Raw genomic sequence first — 23,040 nt, 5'->3', positions numbered from 1 at the left:
TCGGTGAGCTGGATCTCTGGTGGTTTCGGTCCGCGTACGCGTGCCATCGCCCCAGCTTACTAAGCCGACAAGGAATTAACGACTCACGACACTAGTACTTCAAGGCACTTGTGCTCGATGGTGCTGTTGCGGTGGTGAATACGGCTCTGGCGGAGCTTGGTCGGGGTGCATGCACGGATCGCGGGCGGGTTCGCGCGGGCGCGAGTGCGAGTGCGAGTGCATGCACCCTACCGGCGATCCGACGCGTCCTGACCAAACAGGTTCTCCTTGCCCACCACGCTGTCGAACACGTCGGGAACTGGTCTACCTGCAGACGGCGGCGCCAGCACCAGGCCCGTGTCTGCCACTGTCGCCGTCGCGGACACCGACCACCGCAAGTTTCGTTGCAGTACTAGCCTCGATCTTTCGTGAAGCGACGGCTGAGGCTCTCGATGGGCTCCCATCTGGTGCTTTGGCCGTGGGCATGCAGTAGTCCCGCGTCGGCGCGCGGCTTCCGAAGCTCCGGGCGTCGAGACATGAATGAGGGTCAGGGACTGAGAGCGGCGAGGCGGCGGTGGCCGGCTAGGACGACGTCAGACCAAGGCCAGTCCCGCGACAAGCGCAGGAACCGCCACCGTGCGGTGCGAACGATCCCGCGCGCCCCACCCTCTGGTTACCTGATCTGCAGCAGACTCGAGGTGTTCACGGTGCCCAGCAAGTAGATCGAGATGAGATAAAGAGACCGGGCCCTCGAGATCGCATCGACCAATAGCACCGCGGGGCTCTGGATCATCAGGTGCGCTACTCGAGCACGCCGACAACTTACGCGCCACCTAAAACCTCGGCGTTCGCGACACTCGATCCGGTCAATCGCAGACTGCGACGGTCGAAGGCTCGGCTACCGCCCTGTCGACGAAAAGCCTTAACCACGAGTCGGTATCCGATGGCGGTCGACTACTTGCAGGACTTCACCGGGCGATGATTGCGGGGTTCCCGACCTCCGTCAGGGCAGTGTCCAGAGCAGCGACGAACGCATCGGCTTCTGCGACGTTGAGCGTCAGCGGCGGCTTCACCTTGAGAACGTTCTGCCGCTCGGACGTGGCCTGCATGACAATACCCAGCTCGAGGAGACGCTCGCAGACCCACACCGTTTCCTGTGCCGCAGGCTCCAGAGTCTCGCGGTCGCGGACGAGTTCGACGCCCAGGTAGAGCCCGCTGCCGTGGACGGTACCGATGATCGGGTGTTTCTTCGCGAGCCGTTCGACCTGGGTGATGAGGTGGGTCCCGACCCGCAGAGCGTTCTCCTGCAGACCTTCGTCGCGGATGACGTCCAGGACGGTCGCCGCGGCGATGGCGCTGGCGGGTGCCCCGCCGGCCGATGAGAAGAACATCCCCTCCTTCTGGAGGGCTTCGACGATCTCCCGTCGGGTGATGACCGCCCCGATCGGGTAGGCGTTACCTGCGGCCTTGGCGACGGTGATGATGTCGGGCACGGCGCCCTGCATCGCCGACCCCCAGAATGCCCTCCCCAGGCGCCCGTAGCCGACCTGCACCTCGTCGGCGATCGCGAGCCCCCCGTGGGCGCGCAGTGCGTCGTAGGCGCCGGCCAGGTACCCGTCGGGTGGGACGACGCCACCGGCGTTGCCGAGCACCGGTTCGCAGATGAAGGCAGCGGGAGTCCGTCCCTGCTGCACCAGCTGCGCGGTGAGGTCGGCAACCTGCTGCACGTAGGCCGGACCGGAATCGTGGCCGCGATGAGTTCCACGGTAGGGGTTGGGCGCGTCCACGAGGTGGACCCAGTCAGGTCGTGAAGCGAGTGCGTCCGGGTTGTCGAACGCCGAGGTGCTGACGGAGTCGGCAGCCATCGTCCACCCGTGGTAACCCTCACGGACGGCGATGACGTCCTTCCGGCCCGTCGCGACCTGGGCGAGGCGGATCGCGAGGTCGACCGCCTCGGACCCGCTGTTCACGGGGATCACCGTGTCGAGCGACGGGTCTGGTGAGCGTTCGAGGAGGCTGTCCACGAAGTCGGCGTAGGCCTCGTAGAGGAACCGAGAGTTGGTGTTGAGGAGTTCGAGCTGACGGCCTACGCGGTCGGCGAAGCGGGGGTGGGAGTGCCCGATCGCCGTCACGTTGTTCACCATGTCAAGGTACGCGCGTCCCTCGGTGTCGATGAGGAGCGTGTTCCACCCGCGCTCGATCTGCGGCGGCTGCCGGTAGTAGCGCTCGGCCGCGCCCACCATGGCGCGGTCGCGCCGCTTGCGTTCCCGGCGCAGGTGCACGATCGGGTCCGGCGCGGACGCGGTGCCGACGATGACGGACGGGTCGGCTCCGCCTTCCGTCTCGAACTCCTCCCCCGGGGCGCCGAAGGGAGGTGACGCCTGGGCGCCGAGCATCCTGCGGGTGACGCGGACCCGGCCCACGCCGGAACCGGCGGGCACGACCCGGCCCAGGACCTCGCCCTGCACGGCGTCCCGGTCGCGGTCCTCCTGCGCGGCGACCCCGTCGAGGCGGAGCGTGACACCGGCGTCGGAAAGCTCGACGTGGCCGTCCCCGACGGTCACAGCGCCGCTGAAGGGAGCGTGGACGGCCGTGCCCGGGCGGGTCCAGAGGTCGACGACGCGGGATTTGGTGGCGGCCGGGGAGGCGGTGTCGCTCGAGGTCCGGCTGAGCCGGGTCTCCCCGAAGCGCATGACCGCGACCGGTCTGTCCTCGAGCGCGGCCCGCGCCAGGTCGAGTTCCGCCGAATCAGAGGTCCACCGGCCGCGGTCCAGTGCGCGGCTGCGGATCCCGAGGTCGACGATCTGCGCACCACCCACGCCAGCCAGGACCGGGGCGTAGTCGCCGCCGCGGTGGTGGGGGCGCCCGGCCGCGAGGCGCAGCTGAGCCGTCGCCTCGCGGTGGTCATACGACGCGGCACGCTCGAAGACGGTCCACTCGTGCTCGATCCGTTCGCGCGCGTAGGCGTTGTCGGGGTCGATGCGCAGTTGGCTCCAGCCGCTAACCGCCAGTACGGCCCCCCGGAGCACGACCAGTGGCCACACGGCGTCGATCTCGTCGTCGCTGAGGGGGGCCGTGGCTGCATAGCCCCGGACCGCACGGGAGACGAGGGCGAGGTCCCCGCTGCGCCCGAGGACGTCGGCTGCGACCATGGCGATCTCCGCGACGCGCCAGGACCTGGCCGCGTCACCGAGGTCGACGATCCAGTCCGTGCCCTGGCCGTCGCGCATGATGTTGTCGCAGTTCAGGTCGCCGTGGACGACCTGGCGTGGGAGGTCGCCCAGCTCCTGGATCCGGCTCATCGCAGCTGCCGCTGCGTCGCGGCAGCTCTGGCGTCGGTCGGGCGGCAGGTCGGCGGCGAGGCGTTCGACGACTTCGAGGGCGTGGGTGAGTTCCCACTGGATCTTTCGGTCGGCACCGGGGTGGTCGAGGTTCTGCAGCGCGAGGACGGAACGCGCAGCCAGCACGCCCAGCTCTTCGGCCAGCGCTCCGTCCACCTGAACGACGTCGGCGAGGGTCTCACCCGTGACCGCTGCGAACGCCACGACCCGCGCCGTGGCACCGCCCTCCACCTCGACGGTCACGCTCCGGTCGCCATCGACCGTGCTCAGCACTTGCGGCGTCGACAGCCCGACCTCGCGGTAACGATCCGAGATGGCGACCTGTAGCGAGATCGCCTCCTCCGAGACAGTCGGGTGGTTCACCTTCACGAGGGCGCCGCGTCCGGTGGGTGGGGTGAAGAGGAAGTTCCGGTCCTGCTGGCTGCCGAGTTCTCTCACCTCACCCTCCACGCGGAACGCAGCCCACGCGAGGTCGCGGACCTGCTCGGCGTCGATCTCGGGTCGTGCCAGGAGCCAGCCGTTCGTCGTCGGAGCATCCATCACGGTCAGTTCCCTTCCAGAGCGGCGGAGCCGCGCTCGGTGTCGGAGGAGGACGGTTCCACCGCTCCGGGCGGCTGGGCCGGCGCTGCTGCAGCACCCTTGCCCGACCCCAGGCGCTGGCGCAGTTCTGAGTCGACCCGCGCCCTGTCGGCACCAAGCAGGGCCGTCAGGGCAGAGGTTGACCTCTGGGAGCGGGCGTGGGCGTATCCGGCCCGCCCCGTGTCGCGGCGCGAGGCCCACACCGCCGCGTTCACCGCGAGCCGGGCGATGCCCGCGTCGAAGACGACACCGATCTCGGCGTCGCTGAGCTGGACGTTTCGCCCCCAGCCCTGCGCGACCTGCAGGAAGGCGCGGGTCGGGTCCGCTGCGCCTCGGCTGGCGTAGGCGGCGGCGACGGCGAGTTCGGCCACCCGCGGTCCTTCGACCATGTCACCGAAGTCCAGCACTCCACTGACAACGCCGGCAACCGGGTCTGTCAGCAGGTTGGAGTCGTGCAGGTCGTGGTGGACCGTGGCCCGGGGCAGCGTCAGGATCACCGGTTCGACGGTCTCGGCGAAGCGGGAGGCCGCGGACTGCACCACCTCCCGAGTGCGGGGATCGCTGACCCACGGCGAGGCTTCCGCCAAGGTCTCAGACGTCCGCACCAGGTCCCATAGGTGCGACACCTCGCTCGGTGGCTCGGGCCAGGACTCCAGACCCCGAGCGACCGCCGCCGCCGTCTCCCCCACGTGGGCGAGCAGGGCGGGGGTCGCTTCGGTGTCCTCCAGAGGGACGCCGAGCAGCCATTCGCTCACGTGGGCGATCACCGGGCCCGAGCCCGTCGTCACGACGCTGACGAGCTCTCCGTCGCGGTTTCGGAATGTCCGCCCCACGGGCACACCGGCGCGGTAGAGGTGCTCCACCGCTCCCACACGCCACCGAGCGAGGTCGAGATCGACGGGCGAGTACCGGACGGCCTTGAAGACACCGCGGGTCGACCCGAGGTCCAGTTCGGCGACCGCGGACAGTTCGCTGTCGAGCGCCGTCACCGCCACCGGGCGCAGCCCGTAGAAGTCGCCGACGACGTCGCGGATCTCGCGGCTCGACAAGTCGAGCGGCAACGTGGGGGTCGTCATGGGTTGTCTCGCCTCGGGCTGGTGGCAGCAGTGGACCGTCAGCCACACTACGACTAGATTGGTCACCAATCAAGGACAGGTGGAGAGCCGTGACACGTCAGATGCACATGGTGAACAGCTTCGACCCGACGGCGAGCGAGTCACTTGCCCCCGAAGACCGAGCACTGCTCGAACGTCGCCAGCGTGTCCTCGGAGCCCCCTACCGGCTCTTCTACCGAGAACCCGTCCACCTCGTCCGCAGCGAAGGCGTCCTCCTCTACGACCGCAACGGGCTCGACTACCTCGACGCCTACAACAACGTCCCAGTCGTGGGGCACTCCAACCCCCGGGTGCAAGAACGCGTGGCCCAGCAACTCTCGGTCCTGAACACCCACACCCGCTACCTGACCGACGACGTCGTGGACTACGCTGAACGACTGCTGGCCCTGTTCCCCCCGCACCTGGAACAAGTGGTCTTCGCCTGCACAGGAAGCGAAGCGGTCGACCTCGCGCTGCGCATCGCAGGGCACACGACGGGTCGGACGGGCATCATCGCGACCGCGCACGCCTACCACGGCACGACACAGGCCGCCGCCGCCGTCTCCCCCAGCCTGGGAACGAACAACCCCATCCCCGACAACGTCGTCCTGGTCGAGGCACCCGACACCCTCAGGCACGACCCCGCGACGACAGCACGGGAGTTTGCCGCGCGGATCACGCGCGGCATCGATGAGCTCCGGCGCCGTGGACACCAGCCGGCAGCGGCCATCGTCGACTCGATCCTCTCCAGCGATGGGCTCCAGACCGATCCCCCGGGGATGCTCGGGCCGGCGGCCGAGGTGGTCCGCGACGCGGGGGCCCTGTGGATCGCCGACGAGGTGCAGTCCGGATTCGGGCGCACTGGCGGCTGGTGGGGTTTCGAGCGGCACGCTCTTCGCCCGGACCTGGTCGTCCTCGGCAAACCCATGGGCAACGGGATACCGATCTCCGCCGTGGTCGGACGGGCGGACCTCATGGAGGCCTTCGGCCGCGATGTGCGCTACTTCAACACCTTCGGAGGCAACCCCGTCAGCATCGCCGCCGCCTCCGCCGTCCTGGACGAGATCACCGGCCTGGACCTGCTGCACAACGCCACCACGACCGGCGCGGAGGCAGCCCTCGGAATGAGCGGGGCAGCCGCCGGTGACCCCGGGATCGCCGACGTGCGCCACGCTGGGCTCTTCATCGCGGTCGAACTGGTCCGCGACCCCGAGACGCTGGCGCCGGACGCCGCCCGGGCGGCGGCGATCGTCGACGCCATGCGCCAACGGCGAGTCCTCATCAGCGCGTCGGGGAGGTACGACAACGTCCTCAAGGTGCGACCGCCCCTGACGTTGTCCAGCAACGAGCTCCCGCGCCTGCTCGAGGCGTTCGACGAGTCCGTCCGCGTGACCCGAACCTCACCCTGACATCTACTCTGACGTCCGCCCTGACGTCCGCCCTGACGTCCGCCCTGCCCGACGAGAACCCGCGACCGAACGAGGAGACCATGATCTACGCCGTAACCGATCCCGCTACGGGAGAGACCCTCCGGACCTACGAGACCATCACCGACGGGGACCTGGAGCAGGCCCTGGTGAGCGCCGACACCACCTACCGAACGTGGTCGCGGAGCACCTCAGCACAGGAGCGAGCAGACCTGCTGCGCCGCGTCGGGGAACTGCACCTCGAACGCCGCAGCGAGCTGGCCGAGCTCATCGTGCGCGAGATGGGCAAGCCGGTCGAGCAGGCTCTCGCCGAGGTCGACTTCGCCGGCGCGATCTATCGCTACTACGCCGACCACGGCCCCGGGTTCGTCGAGGACGAGGCCGTCGACCTGGTCAGCGGCACCGGCACGGCGATCATCCGCCGGTCGGGGCTGGGAACGCTGCTCGGCATCATGCCGTGGAACTTCCCGTACTACCAGGTCGCCCGCTTCGCCGGACCAAACCTGGTCATCGGAAACACTATCCTCCTGAAGCACTCGGAGCAGTGCCCCGAATCCGCCGCCGCGATCGAGCAGGTCTTCGCCGACGCCGGGTTCCCCGCGGGTGCCTACGTCGACGTCCGCGCCTCCCACGAGCAGGTCGAGAGGATCGTCGCCGATCCGCGCGTCCAGGGCGTCTCACTGACCGGCTCCGACCGCGCGGGGGCAAGGGTCGCCGAGATCGCGGGCCGGAACCTCAAGAAGGTCGTGCTCGAACTCGGCGGGTCGGACCCCTTCGTCCTCCTGTCGACCGACGACCTCGACGCGACCGTGCACGACGCGGTCGAGGCGCGTCTGGACAACAGCGGCCAGTCGTGCAACGCCGCCAAACGATTCGTCGTCGTGGAGGAGCTCTACGACGCGTTCCTGTCCAGGTTCACGGCCAAGCTCGCCGAGGTGGAGGCCTCTGACCCGACCCGCGCGGACTGCGCTCTCGGGCCGCTGTCGTCGCTACGGGCGGCCGACAGACTCGAGGACCAGGTGCGCCGAGCCGTCGCGGCCGGCGCGACGCTGGCACACGGAGGTAGCCGGGTGGGCGCGTTCTTCGCAACGACGGTGCTGACCGACGTGAGTCCGGACAACCCCGCCTCACAGGAGGAGTTCTTCGGTCCGGTGGCACAAGTTTTCCGCGCCAGCGACGAGGCGGACGCGGTGCGCATCGCCAACGACACCCCCTACGGCCTGGGGTCCTACGTCTACACGACCGACCAGGAGCAGGCCCTGCGGGTGGCCGAGCAGATCGAGGCCGGCATGGTCTACGTCAATGTCGTGCTTGCCGACGGCGCCGAGTTGCCGTTCGGCGGTGTGAAGCGCTCGGGCTCGGGCCGCGAGCTGGGTCGGTTCGGCGCCGAAGAGTTCGTGAACAAGAAGCTCATCCGCATCGGAGGCTGACCGTCGGGCGGTGCCGGCTCAGGGTCAGAGGACTCGCCCCGAGCCGGTACCCGCCGCGCGGAAGCCAACCGCCGCGACGCCGTTGGAGGCAATGACAGGCATCACGGCTCAGACGGCTCGTACCCCCGTGCGGGCGGAGACAACCGACCGCGACTCCTGCGGTACAGGTTCGACCAGCCGTAGCAGCCGGGCACTGTTCTCGAAGATGTGCTCCTCCACGGCCACCACCGCCGCCTCCGGAGCGCGCGCCCGGACGGACTCAAGGATGCGGGCGTGGTCCCGGACCACCTGGGCGGCACTGATGGCGCCTTCGACCTCGTCCCGGTGCAGGAGTCGGATGGCGTAGGTCATCTCTACGAGGATCTGGTCGGAGATCTGGTCGAGGCGCGGGCTGGCGGCGAGGGCAATGACCGACGCGTGGAACGCTGTGTCCGCCACGGCGTGTGACAAGGAGTCCTGATCGGCCCGCGCAGTCTGCGCCAGTCGGTCGAAGGCGGCCTGGACTTCCTCGAGCGCCTCCTCAGACGCAGAGGCGCAGGCGGACGCCCCCTCGATCTCAAGCAGGCGGCGCACACGGTAGAGATCCACCACGTCGGCAGTGTCGAGGCGGCGGACCCGCGCGCCGCGGTTGATCTCCCGGGAGACAATCCCCTCGCTCGCCAGGCGCGCCAGCGCCTCCCTCACCGAGCGCCGCGACGCCGCGAAGCGCTCCGCGAGCGCGATCTCCCGCAGCGGCTCGTCAGGGGCGTACTTGAGCGCGAGGATCTCCTCGCGCAGCGCGGTCGCGAGTTGTCCGGGGGTGTCCATGGTTACCCCATTGTCCCACCCGGCCCGCAGCGGACGCCAGCGACACCCGCGAGGTGATGGCTCGTAGAAGATCGAAAGTACGTCTCGTATTCGATTCGGCGTAACCCTGGATTGGTCACCAATGCGCTGCTAGCATCGCTCCACTCGAGCGAGTTGAGCCCGTGATCCCGGCCGTGCGATCCCGTGGTCGATCACGGGGACGCGGGCGAGGACCAAGACACGAGCGTGGACAGGGGCGCAACGGCACATGGACACCCAGGACTCTCCCCGCGATAAAATGGGGACCACCCTCTTCGTCAACGGAACTGTCCTCGACGGTTACGGCACAGATGCTCGAACCTCCGATGCCGCGGTGGTCGCGGACGGCCGCCTCGTCGCGACCGGCCCGGAGGCCGAGGCGCTGCGCGCGTCGGTGGACGAGGTCGTCGACCTCGCGGGCGGGGTCCTCGCCCCCGCGTTCGGCGACGGCCACGCCCACCCGGTGATGGGGGGCCTGGAAGGGATCGGGCCGCAGCTGCGCTCGTGCACCTCCGTCGAGCAGATCGTCGCGCGGGTGCGGGCCTGGGCGGAGGAGCACCCGGAGCCGGAGTGGATCTACGGCGCCAGCTACGAGGCGACGCTGGCGCCGGAGGGCCTCTTCGACGCCCAGTGGCTCGACGTGGCGGTTCCCGACCGGCCGGTTGTCTTGCGCTCCTGGGACTACCACACCATGTGGGTGAACTCCGAGGCGTTGCGCCGAGCCGGCATCAGCGCCGAGACTCCGGAGCCTGCGTTGGGGAGGATCCCGCGCCGCGCGGACGGCAGTCCGCTCGGGACGCTGCAGGAGTGGGGGGCAGTGGACCTGCTGCAGCCGGTGGAGCCGGGACGCACCCACGAAGAGCGCGTCCAGGCCCTGCGCGTCGCTACGGCCGGGTACGCCGGTCTGGGGATCGCCTGGGTCCAGGACGCCTGGGTCGAACCCGCGGACCTCGAGGCCTACCTGGACGCCTCGGCGCGTCAGCTGCTGTCCACACGGGTCAACCTGGCGTTGCGCGCGGACCCGCTGCGCTGGCGAGAACAGGTCGTCGGCTTCGCGGAGTCCCGCCGCCGCGTGGAGGACAACGACGACCCATTGCTCACAGCCTCCACAGTGAAGTTCTTCGTGGACGGCATCATCGAGAACCACACCGCGGCGATGCTCGCGGACTACTCCGACGTCCCCGGTGAGCGGGGCCTGCCCAACTGGGGCTTGGAGGAACTGATCGCAGCCGCCGTCGAGTTCGACCGGCTCGGGTTCCAGCTCCACCTGCACACGATCGGCGACGCCGCGTGCCGCACAGCGTTGGACGTCATCGAGACCGTCGAGGCACGAAACGGACCGCGCGATCGTAGGCCGGTCATCGCCCACGTCCAGCTCGTGGATCCCCAGGACGTACCGCGCTTCGAACGCCTCGGCGTCATCGCGAACTTCGAGCCGCTCTGGGCGCAACTGGACCCGCCCATGGTCCACCTGACGTTGCCGCGCCTGGGACCCGAGCGCGCGATGACGCAGTACCCGATCCGCACCCTACTGGAGGCCGGGAGCGTCTCCTTCGGCAGCGACTGGCCGGTCAGTAGTAACGACTGGCGCCCCGGCGTGGCGACGGCGGTGACGCGGCAGACCGCGGACCAGACACCGGAGACGGGGTGGATCCCGGGCGAGCGCATCCCGCTCGAGGACGCGCTGCAGGCCTACTCCGCCGGCGTCGCCCACCAGGCCTTCGCCGACGCCGACCCATCCGTTCGTGACCTGGTGTGGCTCGACCGCGACCCGCGCACCGTCGAGCCGCACGCCCTCCGCGACGTTCGCGTCCTCGGGACGTGGGTCGACGGTCTACGGCGCGCCTGACGGCACGGCGACACCTCTTACACCGCGTACTCGCTCCTCTGCTCCTCACCGTCTGCTCCTCGCCTTCTGCTCCCTCCGGACCCACGACGATCCACCTCGTGGCTCAGCTCCCGACGAGAGGTCCGCACCGTGAACAATCCCGCCCCTGCCGCCGCACCCGCTCGGCCCCAGCTGAAGCGAACACTCGGGCTGACGTCCCTCGTGCTGTTCGGCCTCACCTACCTCGCCCCCGTGGCCGTGTACACGACGTACGGCATCGTGGCCGCGTCGACGGACAACCACCTACCGGCCGCGTACGGCGTCGCACTCGTGGCGATGCTGTTCACGGCGCTGAGCTACGGCGCGATGTCGCGTCGCTACCCCGTCTCCGGTTCCGCGTACACCTACGCGCAGCAGGCCTTCGGCGGTCACGTCGGTTTCCTGACCGGCTGGACCCTGATGCTCGACTACCTGTTCTTGCCGATGATCAACTTCCTGCTCATCGGCCTCTACCTGAACACCCAGTTCCCGGAGATACCCCAGTGGGTCTTCACCCTCGCGGCCCTGCTGCTGGTGCTGGTGTGCAACGTCCTCGGCATCACCCTGGTCAGCAAGCTGAACACCGTGATCGTCGCACTCTCGGTCCTGCTGGTCGTGGTGTTCTCCGCCCTGGCGATCAAGACCTTGCTGACGAGCTCCCAGGAAGGGGCACCCGGTCTCCTCGAACCGTTCCTGCCCGGCGGAGGCGGCCTGGGGCCGGTCTTCGCCGGCGCTGCCGTCCTCGCGCTGTCGTTCCTGGGCTTCGACGCGGTGTCCACGCTGTCGGAGGAGGCGAAGGACCCCCGGCGCACCATCCCGAAGGCAATCCTGCTCACCACCCTTGTCGGCGGCGCCATCTTCATCGTCGTGGCGTGGCTTGGTTCGCTGGTCTTCCCCGACTGGCACGCCTTCACCGACCTCGACTCCGCGGGCGTCGACCTGATGGCGAAGGTCGGCGGCACGTTCCTGACGTCCTTCTTCGTTGCCGTGTACGTGGTCGGTGCGTTCGGTTCTGGAATGACAACGCAGGTCAGCGTGTCCCGGATCATCTTCGCAATGGGCCGCGACGGCATCCTGCCCAGGATCTTCGGGCGACTGCACGCCCGCTTCGGTACCCCATGGGTGGCCGCGGTCGCCGTGTCGATCGTTTCCCTCCTCGCCCTCGTGCTGACGCTGAACGTGGCGGCCACGTTGATTTCCTTCGGTGCATTGTCGGCGTTCTCGATGGTGAACCTCTCCGTCGTCCGAACCCACCTGTTCCCGAAGGAGGGTCGTGAGAAGCCGGCGGCCCGCGACTGGGTCCGCTATGGCGTGCTGCCCGCAGTCGGCTTTCTGCTGACGGTGTGGCTGTGGACGTCGCTCACCGCCACGGCGTTCGTCGTCGGGCTGGCTTGGGTTCTGCTGGGTACGGTCTACCTCGCCGTGCAGACCCGCGGGTTTCGCCGTCAGCCCCCGGCCATGGACTTCTCCGAGAAAGGGACCCCCGCGGTCGAGACGCTCGCCTGAACAAGGCTCGCGCGACCGGACCCGCCGCTCCGCCGCGGCAAGCACGAGGAGCTCGGGTTCGCGCCCATCACCTGCGGCACCGTCAAGGGTCCGCGCCTGTGAAGGACGGTCCTCGCACCCGGGGGCGACTGGTCCCTCATCCGCGCTGGCGGCATGAAACTGGACGCCTACCGCCTACGGCATACTCCAGGCTGACACGGGCTTGGTCATCGACATCAGGAACATCGTCGACAGCAGCAACCGCGGCCTCTCGGTCGCTGCACCGCAGGTCAAGGCCCGCGTCGACACCGGTGAACCTGTCGACGGGGTGAGCTCTGGCACCTGACGCCGGCGCAGTTCCAGACCGATGCGCTGCAGCACGAGTGGCTGACCAGAACCGTCGTCGCCGGCCTGCCCGCCCCGAGGCGGGGTTCGTCCACATCCGGTTCCATGAGCTGGAATGACCCTTCGCACCGATCGTGCGCCCCCTCCACGCTGCCATCCCGCATGAACGTCGAGTCGAGAAAGTAAACATGACCAGGTCACCCTCGGACAGTCCGGTCGCCCTCATCACGGGCGCAGGCAGCCGCACCGGCATCGGCTTTGCCTGTGCACGGCTCCTCGCCCTCAACTTCACGGTGCTCATCGCGTCCACCACCTCCCGTATCTACGACCGCGTCACCGAACTTCGCCAGGATGGTGCTACGGCTGAGGGGTTCGTTGGGGACCTGACCGATCCAGCGATAGCCGCGGCCCTCGCGCAGCACGCGCTGGACAGCTTCGGTCGCCTCGACGTCCTGGTGAACAACGCCGGTATGACCTCGGTGTCGGGGGCTGAGGAACCTACCCCGCTGGAGTCCACGACTCTTCAGACCTGGCGGGCGGGGATGTCGCGCAACCTCGACACCACGTTCCTCGTCACGCGCGCCGCCCTGCCCCACCTGCCCGCACAGACGGGACGGGTCGTGACGGTGTCCTCGGTATCCGGCCCCGTCATGGCCTACACCGGGGACGCGGCGTATCACGCCGCCAAGGCCGCCACCGTCGGCCTGACCCGTTCGCTAGCGGTCGACCTGGCGCATCGCGGTATCACCTGCAACGCCGTCGCCCCGGGCTGGATCGAGACGGGCTCGTCCTCACAGAAGGAAGTCGAGCTGGGGCGCGCCACGCCCATGGGGCGTCCAGGCCGACCGGAGGAGGTCGCCGCACTCGTGGCCTACCTGGCTTCCCCGGCGGCGTCGTACCTCACCGGTCAGGTCCTCGTGGTGGATGGCGGGAACTCCATTGCCGAAGAACGAGGTGCGGCGAGACTGCGGTGAGATTGCGGTGAGCGCGACAGGCCACGCCCACGTGGTTGGACAGCTCCTGGCGGCGGGCCTGTCGGGGACGACGTCTTCAACGTTGAGATCCCGTCTTCAACGTTGAGATCACGTCTTCAACGTTGAGATCACGTTTAACGTTGAGATCACGTCTTTAACGTGCTGCGCCGCCAGGAGGCGCCGCTTCACGCATTCCCCGCGTCATCCCCTGACGAGCTCTCGTTGATCGCCGCCGCCCATAGAGCACCCCGCCCAGCAGCTGAGGAGATGGCGACCGTCCAGCACCACCGCACGTCCGCGGAAGGGATGCGTCGACACGGCTCTTCGGAAGGTTTGCGTCGATACGGCGGAGAACTGCACCCGCACCAGCGTCAACATCACGGTGCTTCCTGCGGTGGGGTGGGACGGCCGGCGGTGCGGGATCACGACGACCGGGCGACCTGCGGCTCGGAGTCCTCGGCAGCAGTCAGCTTGAGGAGTTCGCCATCCATGAAGGTGGCCACGACCGCGATCGACGGCAGGTCATCGGCCGGGACGGTTAGGACATCACCATCGAAGACCGTGAACGTTGCGGGGGATCCCGGTCGCACGACTCCGTCGTCGCGACCCGCAGCGCGGGCAGGTGCCACGGTCATCCCGCTCAGCGCCTCCAACCGGCTGATGGCCTGCGCAGGCCGGACGGGTTCCTGGTCCACGTTGCCCGGCAGCCTTCGCAGCTCGGCGATCGCTAGGATCTCGCGGGGGTCGAAGGGGCCGATCGGCCAGTCGGAGCTCAGGGTCACGAGGCCACCAGCACGGAGCACCTCGAGCTGCACGAAACCCCGCCTCCGGCGCTGCTCCCCCAGCCGCCGAGACCAGTTGTCCGCACCCTGCTCGGTGACGCTGGAACAGCAGTGGGCCGGCTGGATGCTCGCGGCCACCCCAGACGTCGCGAGGCGCCCGGCGTCTTGGGGGGAGAGCACTTCCAGATGCTCGATCCGATGGGTTCCGCGGGTGGGGGGTCCGACCTGACCGAGTACGTCGATCGCACAGGTCACCGCTGCGTCCCCGATGGCGTGGACGTACAACGGGATGCCGAGACCCGCCAGCGTGGTGGCCGCTTGCTCAAAGGCGTCCAGCGACCTCCACGACGAATGGACCGACTGACCGTGGGTGTCGGGTTCGGCCAACCAGGCCGTCCCGTTGTCGATGGTGCCGTCCAGGAAGAACTTCACGCCCTCCACAGCCCAACGGCGCCCGTGCTCGGCTTGGAGGTGAACCAGTTCCAGAAGCTCCTCCGGTCCGGAGTCGGGGGCGCAGACAGGAGCGACCCGGTAGCGCAGCGGTAGGTCTACTCGTTCCTCCAGGCGTCGCAGGACGTGGAGTTCGTCGTGCTGCATGAGCAGGGAGTGCACGAGCGTCAGCCCCGAACGCGCCATGTCTTGCAACAGGGTCAAGAGGTCATCTGCCTCCTGCGCCAGGTCGACCTGCGGGCCCCGGTCCTCCACGTGCGCAACGGCTTCCATCTCCTCCAAGACCCCGGTGGGCCGACCCGCCTCGTCGCAGACCACCCGCGCCCGGGACGGAAACTGCACCGGGCCGGTGACACCAGCAGCCTGCAATACGCTGCGCGAGGCGAACGCGGTGTGGAAGTCGAACGTCTTCACCAGGACCGGACGGCCCGGCAACACGGCCTCGAGGAACTCGGCGTCGGGCGCGGTACCGGCGTAGGCGCGGGGGCTCAGGTTCCAGCCACGGACCCACCCGCCCGGCGCGACGCCCGCGGGCGCCGCGGAGGCACCACGGCGGAGGGCCTCGGCGAGCTCGTCGAGCGATCCGACGCATCCCAGGTCAATCCCCCGGCAGGCACGCAATCCCATGAGCGGGTGGGAGTGGTTGTCGACGAGCCCCGGCGTCACCGTCGCGGCGCCAAAGTCGTACACCTCGTCCACAGATCCCCGCCACCGCTCGGCGTCCTCGCGATCGCCGATCTCGACGATCCGACCGTCCCGCACGAGCACGGCCTGCGCGTGAGGCCTGTCTGGATCCATCGTTACTATTTGGTCAGCGGTCAGCAGCACGGTCGGGAGCGTCTGGACGCCGTTCACCGAACCACCTCCTTGGCGGCGGCGCGGTGTTCTCGGACCATATCGAAGAGTTCGGAGACCCGTTGCGCCTCCTGCGGTCTGGCTGGTACCGCCAGCGACACGATGACGTACACGACGGTGTTCACGACGGCGGCGACGACGCCGGAGGTCAGGCCGCCGAGAGCGGGGACGGAGTCGGGGAAGAACCCCTGCAGGAGGGCCGCGAGGACGAAACCGGTCACCATCGAGGCGACGGCGGCTCGTGAGGTCCCCCGCCGCCAGAAGATGCCGAAGAACAGGGTCGGCGCCAACTGCACGATCCCCTGGTAGGAGATGAGCGCCAGGATGATCAGGTGGGTCGAGGAGGCCGTCGCCAGCGCGCAGGCCGCGCCCAGGACAGTGATGACGGCCACGGTGACCTGACCGATGCGCGGGTTGTTGACCCGCCCGGCACGCAACGGACCGTAGACGTCGTTGGCGACCTGAGCCCCAAGGGCCTGCAGGTTGGCGCCGACGTTGCCCATCGTCGCCGCCACGACGCAGACGCCGGCCAGGGTGACGACCAGGACGCCCCCGACCCCGGCCGCGGTGAACCAGACCGCGTCAGGCGCCGCTGCGACCCCAGGCAACGTGGACGCCGCGACAGCCATGAGCGTCAGGGCTGTTCCGAACACCAGCAGGATCGGCGCCGCCTGCACGGCCGCGGTCTGAATCGTCGACACGGACCGTGAAGCGAACAAGCGCACGAAGATGTCCGGCCAGCACCAGCCGCCGAGGGCTCCGGTGACGGTGATGCTGAACAGGTACAGCGGGCCGGCTGCGCTACCCGGTCCGGGCACGGTGAAGGCGGTAGCGCCGGCGTCCCCCAGCCCGTGGCCGTGGGTGACGAGCCATACCAGGAGGCCGACGGCGATCAGGGTTCCAAGCCCGTAAGCCACGATCCCCTGGACCATGTCGCTGATGATCACGCCGCGCGCTCCAAAGCGCACCGTCCACACCTGACGGATGGCCAGGACGACGACGCCGATGACGACCGCGGTTGTCGCGGAAACCGATCCGAAGGAGAGGGAGGAGAACACCAGACCGAGGGACTGCATCCCGAGGACGACCCAGGGGAAGGAGGCGATGAGGCCGATGACCGCCGCTGTGACCTGGACGGCGCGGGAGTCGTAGCGGGCCCCCAGGAGGTCCGCCTGCGTCCGCAGGTCCAGGCGAGAACCCCAGACGTTCACCGGGCGGGCCAGCAGGAACATCAAAACCGTGGCCAGGAGGGAGTACGGGACGAAGTAGAACCCGGTGATCCCGCCCGAGGCGGCGTAGCCGGCGAAGGAGATGAAGATCGTCCCGGGCAGCCAGGTGTTGAGGAACGCCATCGTGGAGTAGGCGCTGCCGAACGAGCGCCCTCCGGTCGCGTACTCACTGAAGGAGTCCGCCGAGCGACGACTGCGCTCCAGGACAACGAGGACGAGCACGATGAGGACGAACACCCCGCCGTAGCCGATGACCATGTCCATCTCAGCCCTCCTGTCGTTCGGTGCGCGACAAGCGCCGCAGCAGCGGGAGCGTGGCGGTGACGACGGCGGCGCTGCCGACCGACCAGAGCGTGCTCGCGACGGGGTCGCCGTGGCTGAAGGCCCACTGCAACGGCGGGAACAGGAGCAGGACGAAGTCGGCGATGACGACGGACCGGACCCACCGTGTGTGGAGTCGTTCTCTCGGGGTGGTGCTCACAAGGGCCTACCTCTCGTCAGTGAGGCGCCGACGTTCTGGTGCTGGAAGGTTCCAGCACGGCGTGTGGAGAGACTGGCCCTTCTCCCGGGGCTCGTCAAGACCTCGCGCAGCGATCAAGCGGATCCAGCGGATCAGGCCGGCGGGTCGGCCCAGCGAAGCGTCCAGGGGTGCTGGACCGTCCGTTCGGGCTGCTCACCGTCCAACGTTGCGAAGAGGACGTCGGTAACGGCCCACCCGAAGGCGCGTGGTGCGAGGTCCACCGCCGTGAGTCGAGGGTCGGCCAGCTCGGTCTGGGGATCGGCGACGAGGGAGACGAGCGGGAAATCCGGAACCGACAACCCACGCTGGCGGAGCATCGGCAGGAGCCGCGCGGCGAAGCCCTGTGGACCCGTCAGCAGGGCATCTGCCCCCCTGTCGACGAGATCTGCGGCCGCCGCTGCGATGGTCGGGGTGTCTACGTCCGGACTGACGGGCCGGTACAGCGGCGCAACGTCTCGCCGGCGCGTCCACGACAGGTAGGACTCGCGGATGTCGCGACTCCACGCCGTGTCCAGGGTGCGGTCCGCGCAGATGAGGGCCGGCCGCTGAATCCCTTGGGCGCGTAGGCGATCTAGGATGTCCGCGACGAGGCGGGTGTGGTCGATCTCGACGACGGAGGCGGCGTCCTCCTGACCGAGGACCCGGCCGGCCGAGACCAGCGGGACCTGCGCCCTGACCAGCGTCTCGACCATCTTGTCCCCGGCGACGGGGTCGACGACGACGGCCCCGTCGACGTCGAGGCGCTTGCCTAGCGCCTCCGGCGATCGCGCGAGTAGCACGACGTCGGTCTCACGCTCCGCAGCGCGGTCGAGGACCCCGAAGGTGAACTCCATGTAGAAGGCGAAGCTCCGCACACCGGGAGGCATCAAGACGCCGATCGACCCCGACCGGAGCGCCCGCAGGTTCCGCGCCTGCTGGTTGGGTGTGTACCCCATCCGACGGGCCGCCGACACCACGCGTTCCCGCGTCTCCGGCGACACCCGGCCGTACCCGTGCAAAGCGTTCGCGACCAGGGACTTGGACAGGCCCAGCTCCCCTGCCAAGTCGACGATTGTGACGCGCTTCGGCACGCCGCGATCGTAGGCGCATATCCGCGGTCGCATCGACACACCCACGGTCGCGCCGACACCCACGTACGGACCCGTCTGGGCGGCCGCGGGTGCTTGTTCACCTGCTGGGGGTCAGCAGCCACGGCTACTACCGTTACCAGCACCGCCCCGTCGCAGCCGCGACGATGCGCCAGGAATGGCTCACGGGCCTGATCCGCGAGGTCCATACCGACTCCCGCCAAGCCTATGGATCCCGCTGTGTCGTCTGGATGTCCACGTCGGACCCCCCAGGCCATGGGTGCGCGGGTCAGCGAACGTCTCGTCGCGGTGCTGATGAGCCCCGCTGACATCGCTGGACTTCCCGGGCCGGCGAGGGCCAAACGTCTCAGTGGCATCGCCACCGCGGATGATCTGGTGCAGCGTACGTTCCACCGGCTCTCATCCCGCGAGTTGTGGGTCACCGACATCGAGCGCATCCCACCCGGGAAGGCAAGGTGTCCTGCTGCGTGGTGAGGGACACGTTCTCCCGGCGGATCATTGGCTGGTCCACCGACACCGCCCAGGACCCCACCCTCGTCGTCAACGCCCTCAACATCGCCCTCAACATCGCCCTCAACATCGCCCTCAAGAAGCGCAACCCACCGGCCGGTGGCATCGTCCACGCGGACCACGATGTTCGACTCACCTCGTGGGCGTTCACCAAGAAGGCTGCGGGACACGGGGTTGATACCGTCGTTCGGAACCATCGGGGACAACTGTGACAACGCGATGATGGAATCGTTCTGGTCCAGCGTGCAGATCAAGATACTGAACCGGAAGACGTGGTGGACCAGTCGAGCTGATGAACGTGATCATCCACTACATCGAGATCTTCTCCAACCGTCAGCGCCCTCACTCCCGACTCGACTACGCCAGTCCTCTCGCGCATGAACTGCGCCACGAGGCATCCGTCCCCGCTCGATGTTCACACCGCAGTGGGTCACCAAGGGGTGGGGAACCAAGGGTGGAGCACAACAGGGTGGGGAACCAACGAGTGGGGCACGTCAAAGAGTCAACCCGAGCGGAGGCAGACCCCTCCATCACTACCCCGGATGACCGGGGCTCTCGGCTCTCAATGCCCCGTAAATCCATCAAGGTTCATCTCACACCCCCGCCAGGGCAGGGACTTTGAACGCTGGTAGCGTCGACATGAAGAGCGCTAGTGCCGCGAAAGACGAAGTCACCATGTCCTACGGAACAGCTCCGAAGCCGGACATTATCCGACCACACACCTCCGGAGAGGGTTCATGTCTCCCCCCACCACCACGCGGTGGCGCGCTGCTGTCACCGCTGCGTTCGCCTGCACCGGCCTCACGATGGCCACTTGGGTCTCGCGAACCCCGTCAATTCGAGATCTGACCCACGCAACCACGGCAGACATGGGCATCGTCATAGCAGGCCTGTCCGTCGGCTCTATGGTGGGCATTGCAGCGGGAGGTGGGTTCGTCGCGCGATCCGGCGCCCGTGCCTGCATCGCCGCCTCGCTCACGGCGGTGGTCGTCGGGACACTCGTCATCGCCGCCGGAGCCAGCACCGGGCAAGCGTGGCTCGTCACCTTGGGTCTGGCCGTCGTCGGCTTCGGCATGGGGGCCGGGGAGATCGCCTTCAACGTGGAAGGGGTGGCCATCGAGGCCGTCACGAACACGACTGTCGTACCAAGCTTGCACGGCAGCTACAGCGCAGGTCTGTGCGTGGGCGCCGTCTTGGGTCTGCTCGCGAACGGTTCGGGGTTCCCCGTGATGGCGCACCTCGTGGCGGTAGCGGTGCTGACTGCGGGCAGCACCGTTTGGCTCGTGCGCAACCTGCCTCATGCCACTGGGCGAGAGTCACGGGGGCCCGCTGATCAGGGCATCCGTGACAGCTTGCGGGGATCGGCGGCGGTCTGGAGGGAAGGACGGACGGTGGCGATCGGCGTCATCGTCCTAGGGATGGCCTTCGCAGAGGGTTCGGCGAACGACTGGCTCCCACTCATCGTGGTGGATGGTTTCGGGTTGTCTGCAACAACAGGATCACTCCTCTACGCCCTCTTCGGCGCGTCTATGGCGCTCGGCAGGTTCTGCGGAGGCCGGTTCCTAGACTGCTACGGTCGCACGCCGGTATTGCGTGTCTCGGCGGGGTTCGCTGTCGTCGGCATTGGTCTCGTCGCTTTCGCCCCGACCATCTACGGCGCCGGCATCGGTGTCGTTCTGTGGGGGCTGGGCGCGGCCCTCGGTTTCCCCGTCGCCCTATCGGCGGCCGGGGACAACCCAGAGGGCGCAGCTCGCAGAGTCAGCGCCGTCGCTACCGCAGGGTACGCCGCGTTCCTCGTGGGCCCGCCAATACTCGGCTTCATCGGTCAGCACGTCGGCCTCCGCGTCGCGATCCTGCTCGTCCTGGTCCTGGTTGCGGTCTCTGCGTGTTTCGCAGGATGGGTACGCAGACCCTCACCGGACCCCGGGCGAGCAGAATCGACTCAGTGCTAACTGTGATGCTCGGACTCAACCAGTCAACGTCGTCGATGAGGAGAACGCGACGACCCTCGCTGTCAGCCGGGAGCGAGCCGACGCAGGCGTACTCAGCGGCGCCTAGCGCGCCCTGTTTCAGGGTGCCTTCGCCCAGCAACATGATCACCTGTAGGGCAGGCACTTCGCCGCATGTGCGACCCGCGTCATCGTCCCGGGTCAGGCTCCCCGGAAAGATCGAGATTAGGTGCGCTGAGCACAGAGGTTGCTGACACGGCTGATCGGCGGCCGGCGGTCGGCCTGCAAGAGCGGCGTGGGGCCGGTGCTGGTTGAACAGGTGAAAGAACTTCGACGACGACCCCGGCCGACCTGCTCGAGTTCGCTGCCATCCGACGCCGATGACAACGACGTCACGGTCCTCGCCGTGCGCCTGCGCTAGCCTCGCGGCATGCCTGCGCTGCATCCGTCCTCGACCGTCGCGGTCGTCATCCCGGCCAAGGACGAGCAGGACCGCATCGCCGCCACCGTCCGCGCCGTCACCGGACTGGCCATCGTGGACGTCGTCGTGGTCGTGGACGACGGCTCCACCGACCTCACGTCGAAGGTCGCCCGCGACGCCGGCGCCGTCGTCGTCGCCCACCACCGCAACCGGGGCAAGGCCGCCGCGATTCAGACCGGGGCGCGCGCTGTCGCGGACTGGGAACGCGCCCGGCCCCGGCACGGCGTGCAGCCCCGGCCGCTGCTCCTCGTCGACGCCGACCTCGCCGACAGCGCCGTCGAGACGGCACCACTCACCGTTCCCGTGCTGGCCGGCGAGGCCGACATGACCATCGCGATCCTGCCCCGGCCGGTGATCCCCGGCGGCGGGCACGGGTTCGTCGTGGGCCTGGCCCGGCGCGGCACCGTCGCCGCGACCGGCTGGTCCCCGGAACAACCGCTGTCGGGGATGCGCTGTCTGACGCGCGCCGCGTTCGAGGCCGCGCTGCCGCTGGCGCCCGGCTGGGCGGTGGAGACGGCCCTGACAATCGATCTGATGCGAGCGGGGTTCCGCGTCCGCGAGGTGCCGTGCCGTCTGCACCATCGCGTCTCGGGCACGGACCTGCGCGGACAGCTGCACCGAGCCGCGCAGTTCCGGGACGTGGCGCGGGCCCTGGGCCGGCGCCGCCTGCAGGACGTCCTGCGCCCCTTGACCCACTGACCCGTGACCCCCGCCTCTCAGGCCGTCAACGCGGGCGCATCGCACCGGCCCGACCGCCCGGTCGTCTAGGCCGTCGCCGAGACGGTCGTCTGCTCGTCGCGTTGCTCGCCGTCGGCGTCCTTGACCGCCGCGCCCACGCTCCGTCGATGGAGCCCGTTGCGCGAGCTCAAGAAGAGGAGGCGGAGATCGTCGCCGACCTCGCCGAAGTGTTAGCCGAGGAGGTGCCAGCAGAGGTTGGTAAGGCGTCCAGCAGGACAAGTGGCGACGACTGCTGGCTCCGACGCGGTCGACTCGCCGGGCTCGCGCGGGTCGGGGCGGTCGGTGCTGTCCACGTCGGACAGTCTCAGGGTCACAGGAGGTGTCTCGCTTCTCGCCCTACCGCAGTGAGTCGATCTGTACTGCGTCACTCACCTCAGCCCGGCAGGGAGGGGCTCGGCGTGTAGTAGACCACCAGGCCTCCTCACGACGACAGTCACCGCCACAACACGTAGAGGAGCGTGGCGCAGTGGCACGTATGCAACCGATACAGCTGCCAGCTGGGGAACGGACCTGGACGGTCCTGGGCGCCGACCACCTTCCCGTACTCGTCGTCGAGTCTTACCTGGAACTGCTGCGCCAGAACGGATTCGCCAACACGGTCAAGTCCTATACCCAGGCCTTGCAGCTGTGGTGGACGTTCCTGCAGCCACGCACCGGCGACTGGAAGTAGATTAGCTTGAAGGACTTCATTGGCTTCCTCGCCTGGCTGCGCAGCGCACTACCGCTACACGTCGAGCCGGTCTACGCCGTACCGCGTCGGCGGTGCGTTCTGGGAGTTGGAGACCGGCTACGCAGTGACCGGGCCCAGGAGGTGCCGGGCGTGGGGCAGCGAGCCTGCATCTGCACCTACGCATTTATGCGTATTGAAGGATCCAGTGACCAGCGTCATAGTCACTCTTCACGCATCAGGTCTGACGTCGTACGCGGGCACCAAGATCTGAGAGTCCCCCCTCCTCGGGCTTGGCGAGCACAACAAGGAGCTAGTGTCGTGAGTCGTTAATTCCTTGTCGGCTTCGTAAGCTGGGGCGATGGCACGCGTACGCGGACCGAAACCACCAGAGATCCAGCTCACCGAGGCCGAGCGGGACCAGC

General features: G+C 68.6%; 14 protein-coding genes and 1 pseudogene. 8 read left to right on the top strand and 7 right to left on the bottom strand.

The window, feature by feature from the left end:
• Window positions 1–947: 947 nt before the first annotated feature.
• The gene (locus AB0637_RS23585; RefSeq protein WP_366175153.1) at window positions 948–3,860 is read right to left on the bottom strand and encodes an aminotransferase; all 2,913 of its coding nucleotides are present in this window, start codon (window positions 3,858–3,860) and stop codon (window positions 948–950) included.
• Window positions 3,861–3,865: 5 nt separating this feature from the next.
• A complete protein-coding gene (locus tag AB0637_RS23580) occupies window positions 3,866–4,975 on the bottom strand; it encodes a phosphotransferase (protein ID WP_366175152.1) in 1,110 nt (369 codons plus the stop codon).
• Between the two features lie 89 nt (window positions 4,976–5,064).
• On the opposite strand from AB0637_RS23580, the gene AB0637_RS23575 reads away from it, so the two are divergent.
• Together AB0637_RS23575 and AB0637_RS23570 are read left to right on the top strand one after the other, a co-directional pair.
• Window positions 5,065–6,402, top strand: coding sequence for an aspartate aminotransferase family protein (locus AB0637_RS23575; RefSeq protein ID WP_366175151.1), 1,338 nt, complete (start codon window positions 5,065–5,067; stop codon window positions 6,400–6,402).
• Window positions 6,403–6,482: 80 nt separating this feature from the next.
• On the top strand, window positions 6,483–7,850 hold the full coding sequence (locus AB0637_RS23570) for an NAD-dependent succinate-semialdehyde dehydrogenase (protein ID WP_366175150.1): 1,368 nt from the start codon (window positions 6,483–6,485) through the stop codon (window positions 7,848–7,850).
• A gap of 108 nt (window positions 7,851–7,958) precedes the next feature.
• Here the strand turns inward: AB0637_RS23570 and AB0637_RS23565 are convergent, their stop codons facing one another.
• Complete coding sequence (locus AB0637_RS23565; RefSeq protein ID WP_366175148.1) at window positions 7,959–8,657, bottom strand: GntR family transcriptional regulator; 699 nt, start codon at window positions 8,655–8,657, stop codon at window positions 7,959–7,961.
• Between the two features lie 247 nt (window positions 8,658–8,904).
• Here AB0637_RS23565 and AB0637_RS23560 point away from each other — a divergent pair, with 247 nt between their 5' ends.
• From AB0637_RS23560 to AB0637_RS23550, 3 genes are all read left to right on the top strand, one after another.
• Complete coding sequence (locus tag AB0637_RS23560) at window positions 8,905–10,524, top strand: amidohydrolase (RefSeq protein WP_366175147.1); 1,620 nt, start codon at window positions 8,905–8,907, stop codon at window positions 10,522–10,524.
• A gap of 129 nt (window positions 10,525–10,653) precedes the next feature.
• A complete protein-coding gene (locus tag AB0637_RS23555; RefSeq protein WP_366175146.1) occupies window positions 10,654–12,048 on the top strand; it encodes an APC family permease in 1,395 nt (464 codons plus the stop codon).
• A gap of 512 nt (window positions 12,049–12,560) precedes the next feature.
• Window positions 12,561–13,346 carry an SDR family NAD(P)-dependent oxidoreductase gene (locus AB0637_RS23550; protein WP_366175145.1) on the top strand — a complete coding sequence of 262 codons (786 nt, stop codon included), beginning with the start codon at window positions 12,561–12,563 and terminating at the stop codon, window positions 13,344–13,346.
• A 422-nt stretch (window positions 13,347–13,768) separates the two neighbouring features.
• Here AB0637_RS23550 and AB0637_RS23545 read toward each other — a convergent pair whose 3' ends face one another.
• The 4 genes from AB0637_RS23545 to AB0637_RS23530 all read right to left on the bottom strand — a co-directional run bounded on the left by AB0637_RS23545 (window position 13,769) and on the right by AB0637_RS23530 (window position 18,315).
• Window positions 13,769–15,433: an amidohydrolase gene (locus tag AB0637_RS23545; protein ID WP_366175144.1), complete on the bottom strand. Its 1,665-nt coding sequence runs from the start codon at window positions 15,431–15,433 to the stop codon at window positions 13,769–13,771.
• Window positions 15,430–16,926 (bottom strand): sodium:solute symporter family protein, encoded by a 1,497-nt coding sequence (locus AB0637_RS23540; RefSeq protein WP_366175143.1) that lies wholly within the window; start codon window positions 16,924–16,926, stop codon window positions 15,430–15,432. Before AB0637_RS23540 ends, AB0637_RS23545 begins: the two co-directional genes overlap by 4 nt.
• A gap of 1 nt (window position 16,927) precedes the next feature.
• On the bottom strand, window positions 16,928–17,143 hold the full coding sequence (locus AB0637_RS23535) for a hypothetical protein (protein ID WP_366175142.1): 216 nt from the start codon (window positions 17,141–17,143) through the stop codon (window positions 16,928–16,930).
• A 131-nt stretch (window positions 17,144–17,274) separates the two neighbouring features.
• Complete coding sequence (locus AB0637_RS23530) at window positions 17,275–18,315, bottom strand: LacI family DNA-binding transcriptional regulator (protein ID WP_366175141.1); 1,041 nt, start codon at window positions 18,313–18,315, stop codon at window positions 17,275–17,277.
• Window positions 18,316–18,353: 38 nt separating this feature from the next.
• Between AB0637_RS23530 and AB0637_RS23525 the strand changes: the two are divergent.
• The 3 genes and pseudogenes from AB0637_RS23525 to AB0637_RS23515 all read left to right on the top strand — a co-directional run.
• Window positions 18,354–19,165 (top strand): annotated as a pseudogene (locus AB0637_RS23525) (IS3 family transposase); the annotation flags it as partial.
• A 352-nt stretch (window positions 19,166–19,517) separates the two neighbouring features.
• Window positions 19,518–20,732, top strand: coding sequence for an MFS transporter (locus tag AB0637_RS23520; protein WP_366175140.1), 1,215 nt, complete (start codon window positions 19,518–19,520; stop codon window positions 20,730–20,732).
• A 427-nt stretch (window positions 20,733–21,159) separates the two neighbouring features.
• Window positions 21,160–21,909, top strand: a complete 750-nt coding sequence (locus AB0637_RS23515) for a glycosyltransferase (RefSeq protein WP_366175139.1) — start codon at window positions 21,160–21,162, stop codon at window positions 21,907–21,909.
• Window positions 21,910–23,040: the final 1,131 nt, after the last annotated feature.

The sequence above is a fragment of the Kineococcus sp. NPDC059986 genome, assembly GCF_040702905.1.
Lineage (GTDB): Bacteria > Actinomycetota > Actinomycetes > Actinomycetales > Kineococcaceae > Kineococcus.
The sequence above is the reverse complement of the archived record's forward strand: the minus strand, read 5'-3'. Positions and strand labels throughout refer to the sequence as shown.

What these genes read in the sequence shown, in the direction of transcription:
- AB0637_RS23540 (WP_366175143.1), bottom strand. Translation starts at nt 16,926, where the DNA reads ATGGACATGGTCATCGGCTACGGCGGGGTGTTCGTCCTCATCGTGCTC.
- AB0637_RS23565 (WP_366175148.1), bottom strand. Translation starts at nt 8,657, where the DNA reads ATGGACACCCCCGGACAACTCGCGACCGCGCTGCGCGAGGAGATCCTC.
- AB0637_RS23560 (WP_366175147.1), top strand. Translation starts at nt 8,905, where the DNA reads ATGGACACCCAGGACTCTCCCCGCGATAAAATGGGGACCACCCTCTTC.
- AB0637_RS23520 (WP_366175140.1), top strand. Translation starts at nt 19,518, where the DNA reads ATGTCTCCCCCCACCACCACGCGGTGGCGCGCTGCTGTCACCGCTGCG.
- AB0637_RS23580 (WP_366175152.1), bottom strand. Translation starts at nt 4,975, where the DNA reads ATGACGACCCCCACGTTGCCGCTCGACTTGTCGAGCCGCGAGATCCGC.
- AB0637_RS23550 (WP_366175145.1), top strand. Translation starts at nt 12,561, where the DNA reads ATGACCAGGTCACCCTCGGACAGTCCGGTCGCCCTCATCACGGGCGCA.
- AB0637_RS23585 (WP_366175153.1), bottom strand. Translation starts at nt 3,860, where the DNA reads ATGGATGCTCCGACGACGAACGGCTGGCTCCTGGCACGACCCGAGATC.
- AB0637_RS23515 (WP_366175139.1), top strand. Translation starts at nt 21,160, where the DNA reads ATGCCTGCGCTGCATCCGTCCTCGACCGTCGCGGTCGTCATCCCGGCC.
- AB0637_RS23570 (WP_366175150.1), top strand. Translation starts at nt 6,483, where the DNA reads ATGATCTACGCCGTAACCGATCCCGCTACGGGAGAGACCCTCCGGACC.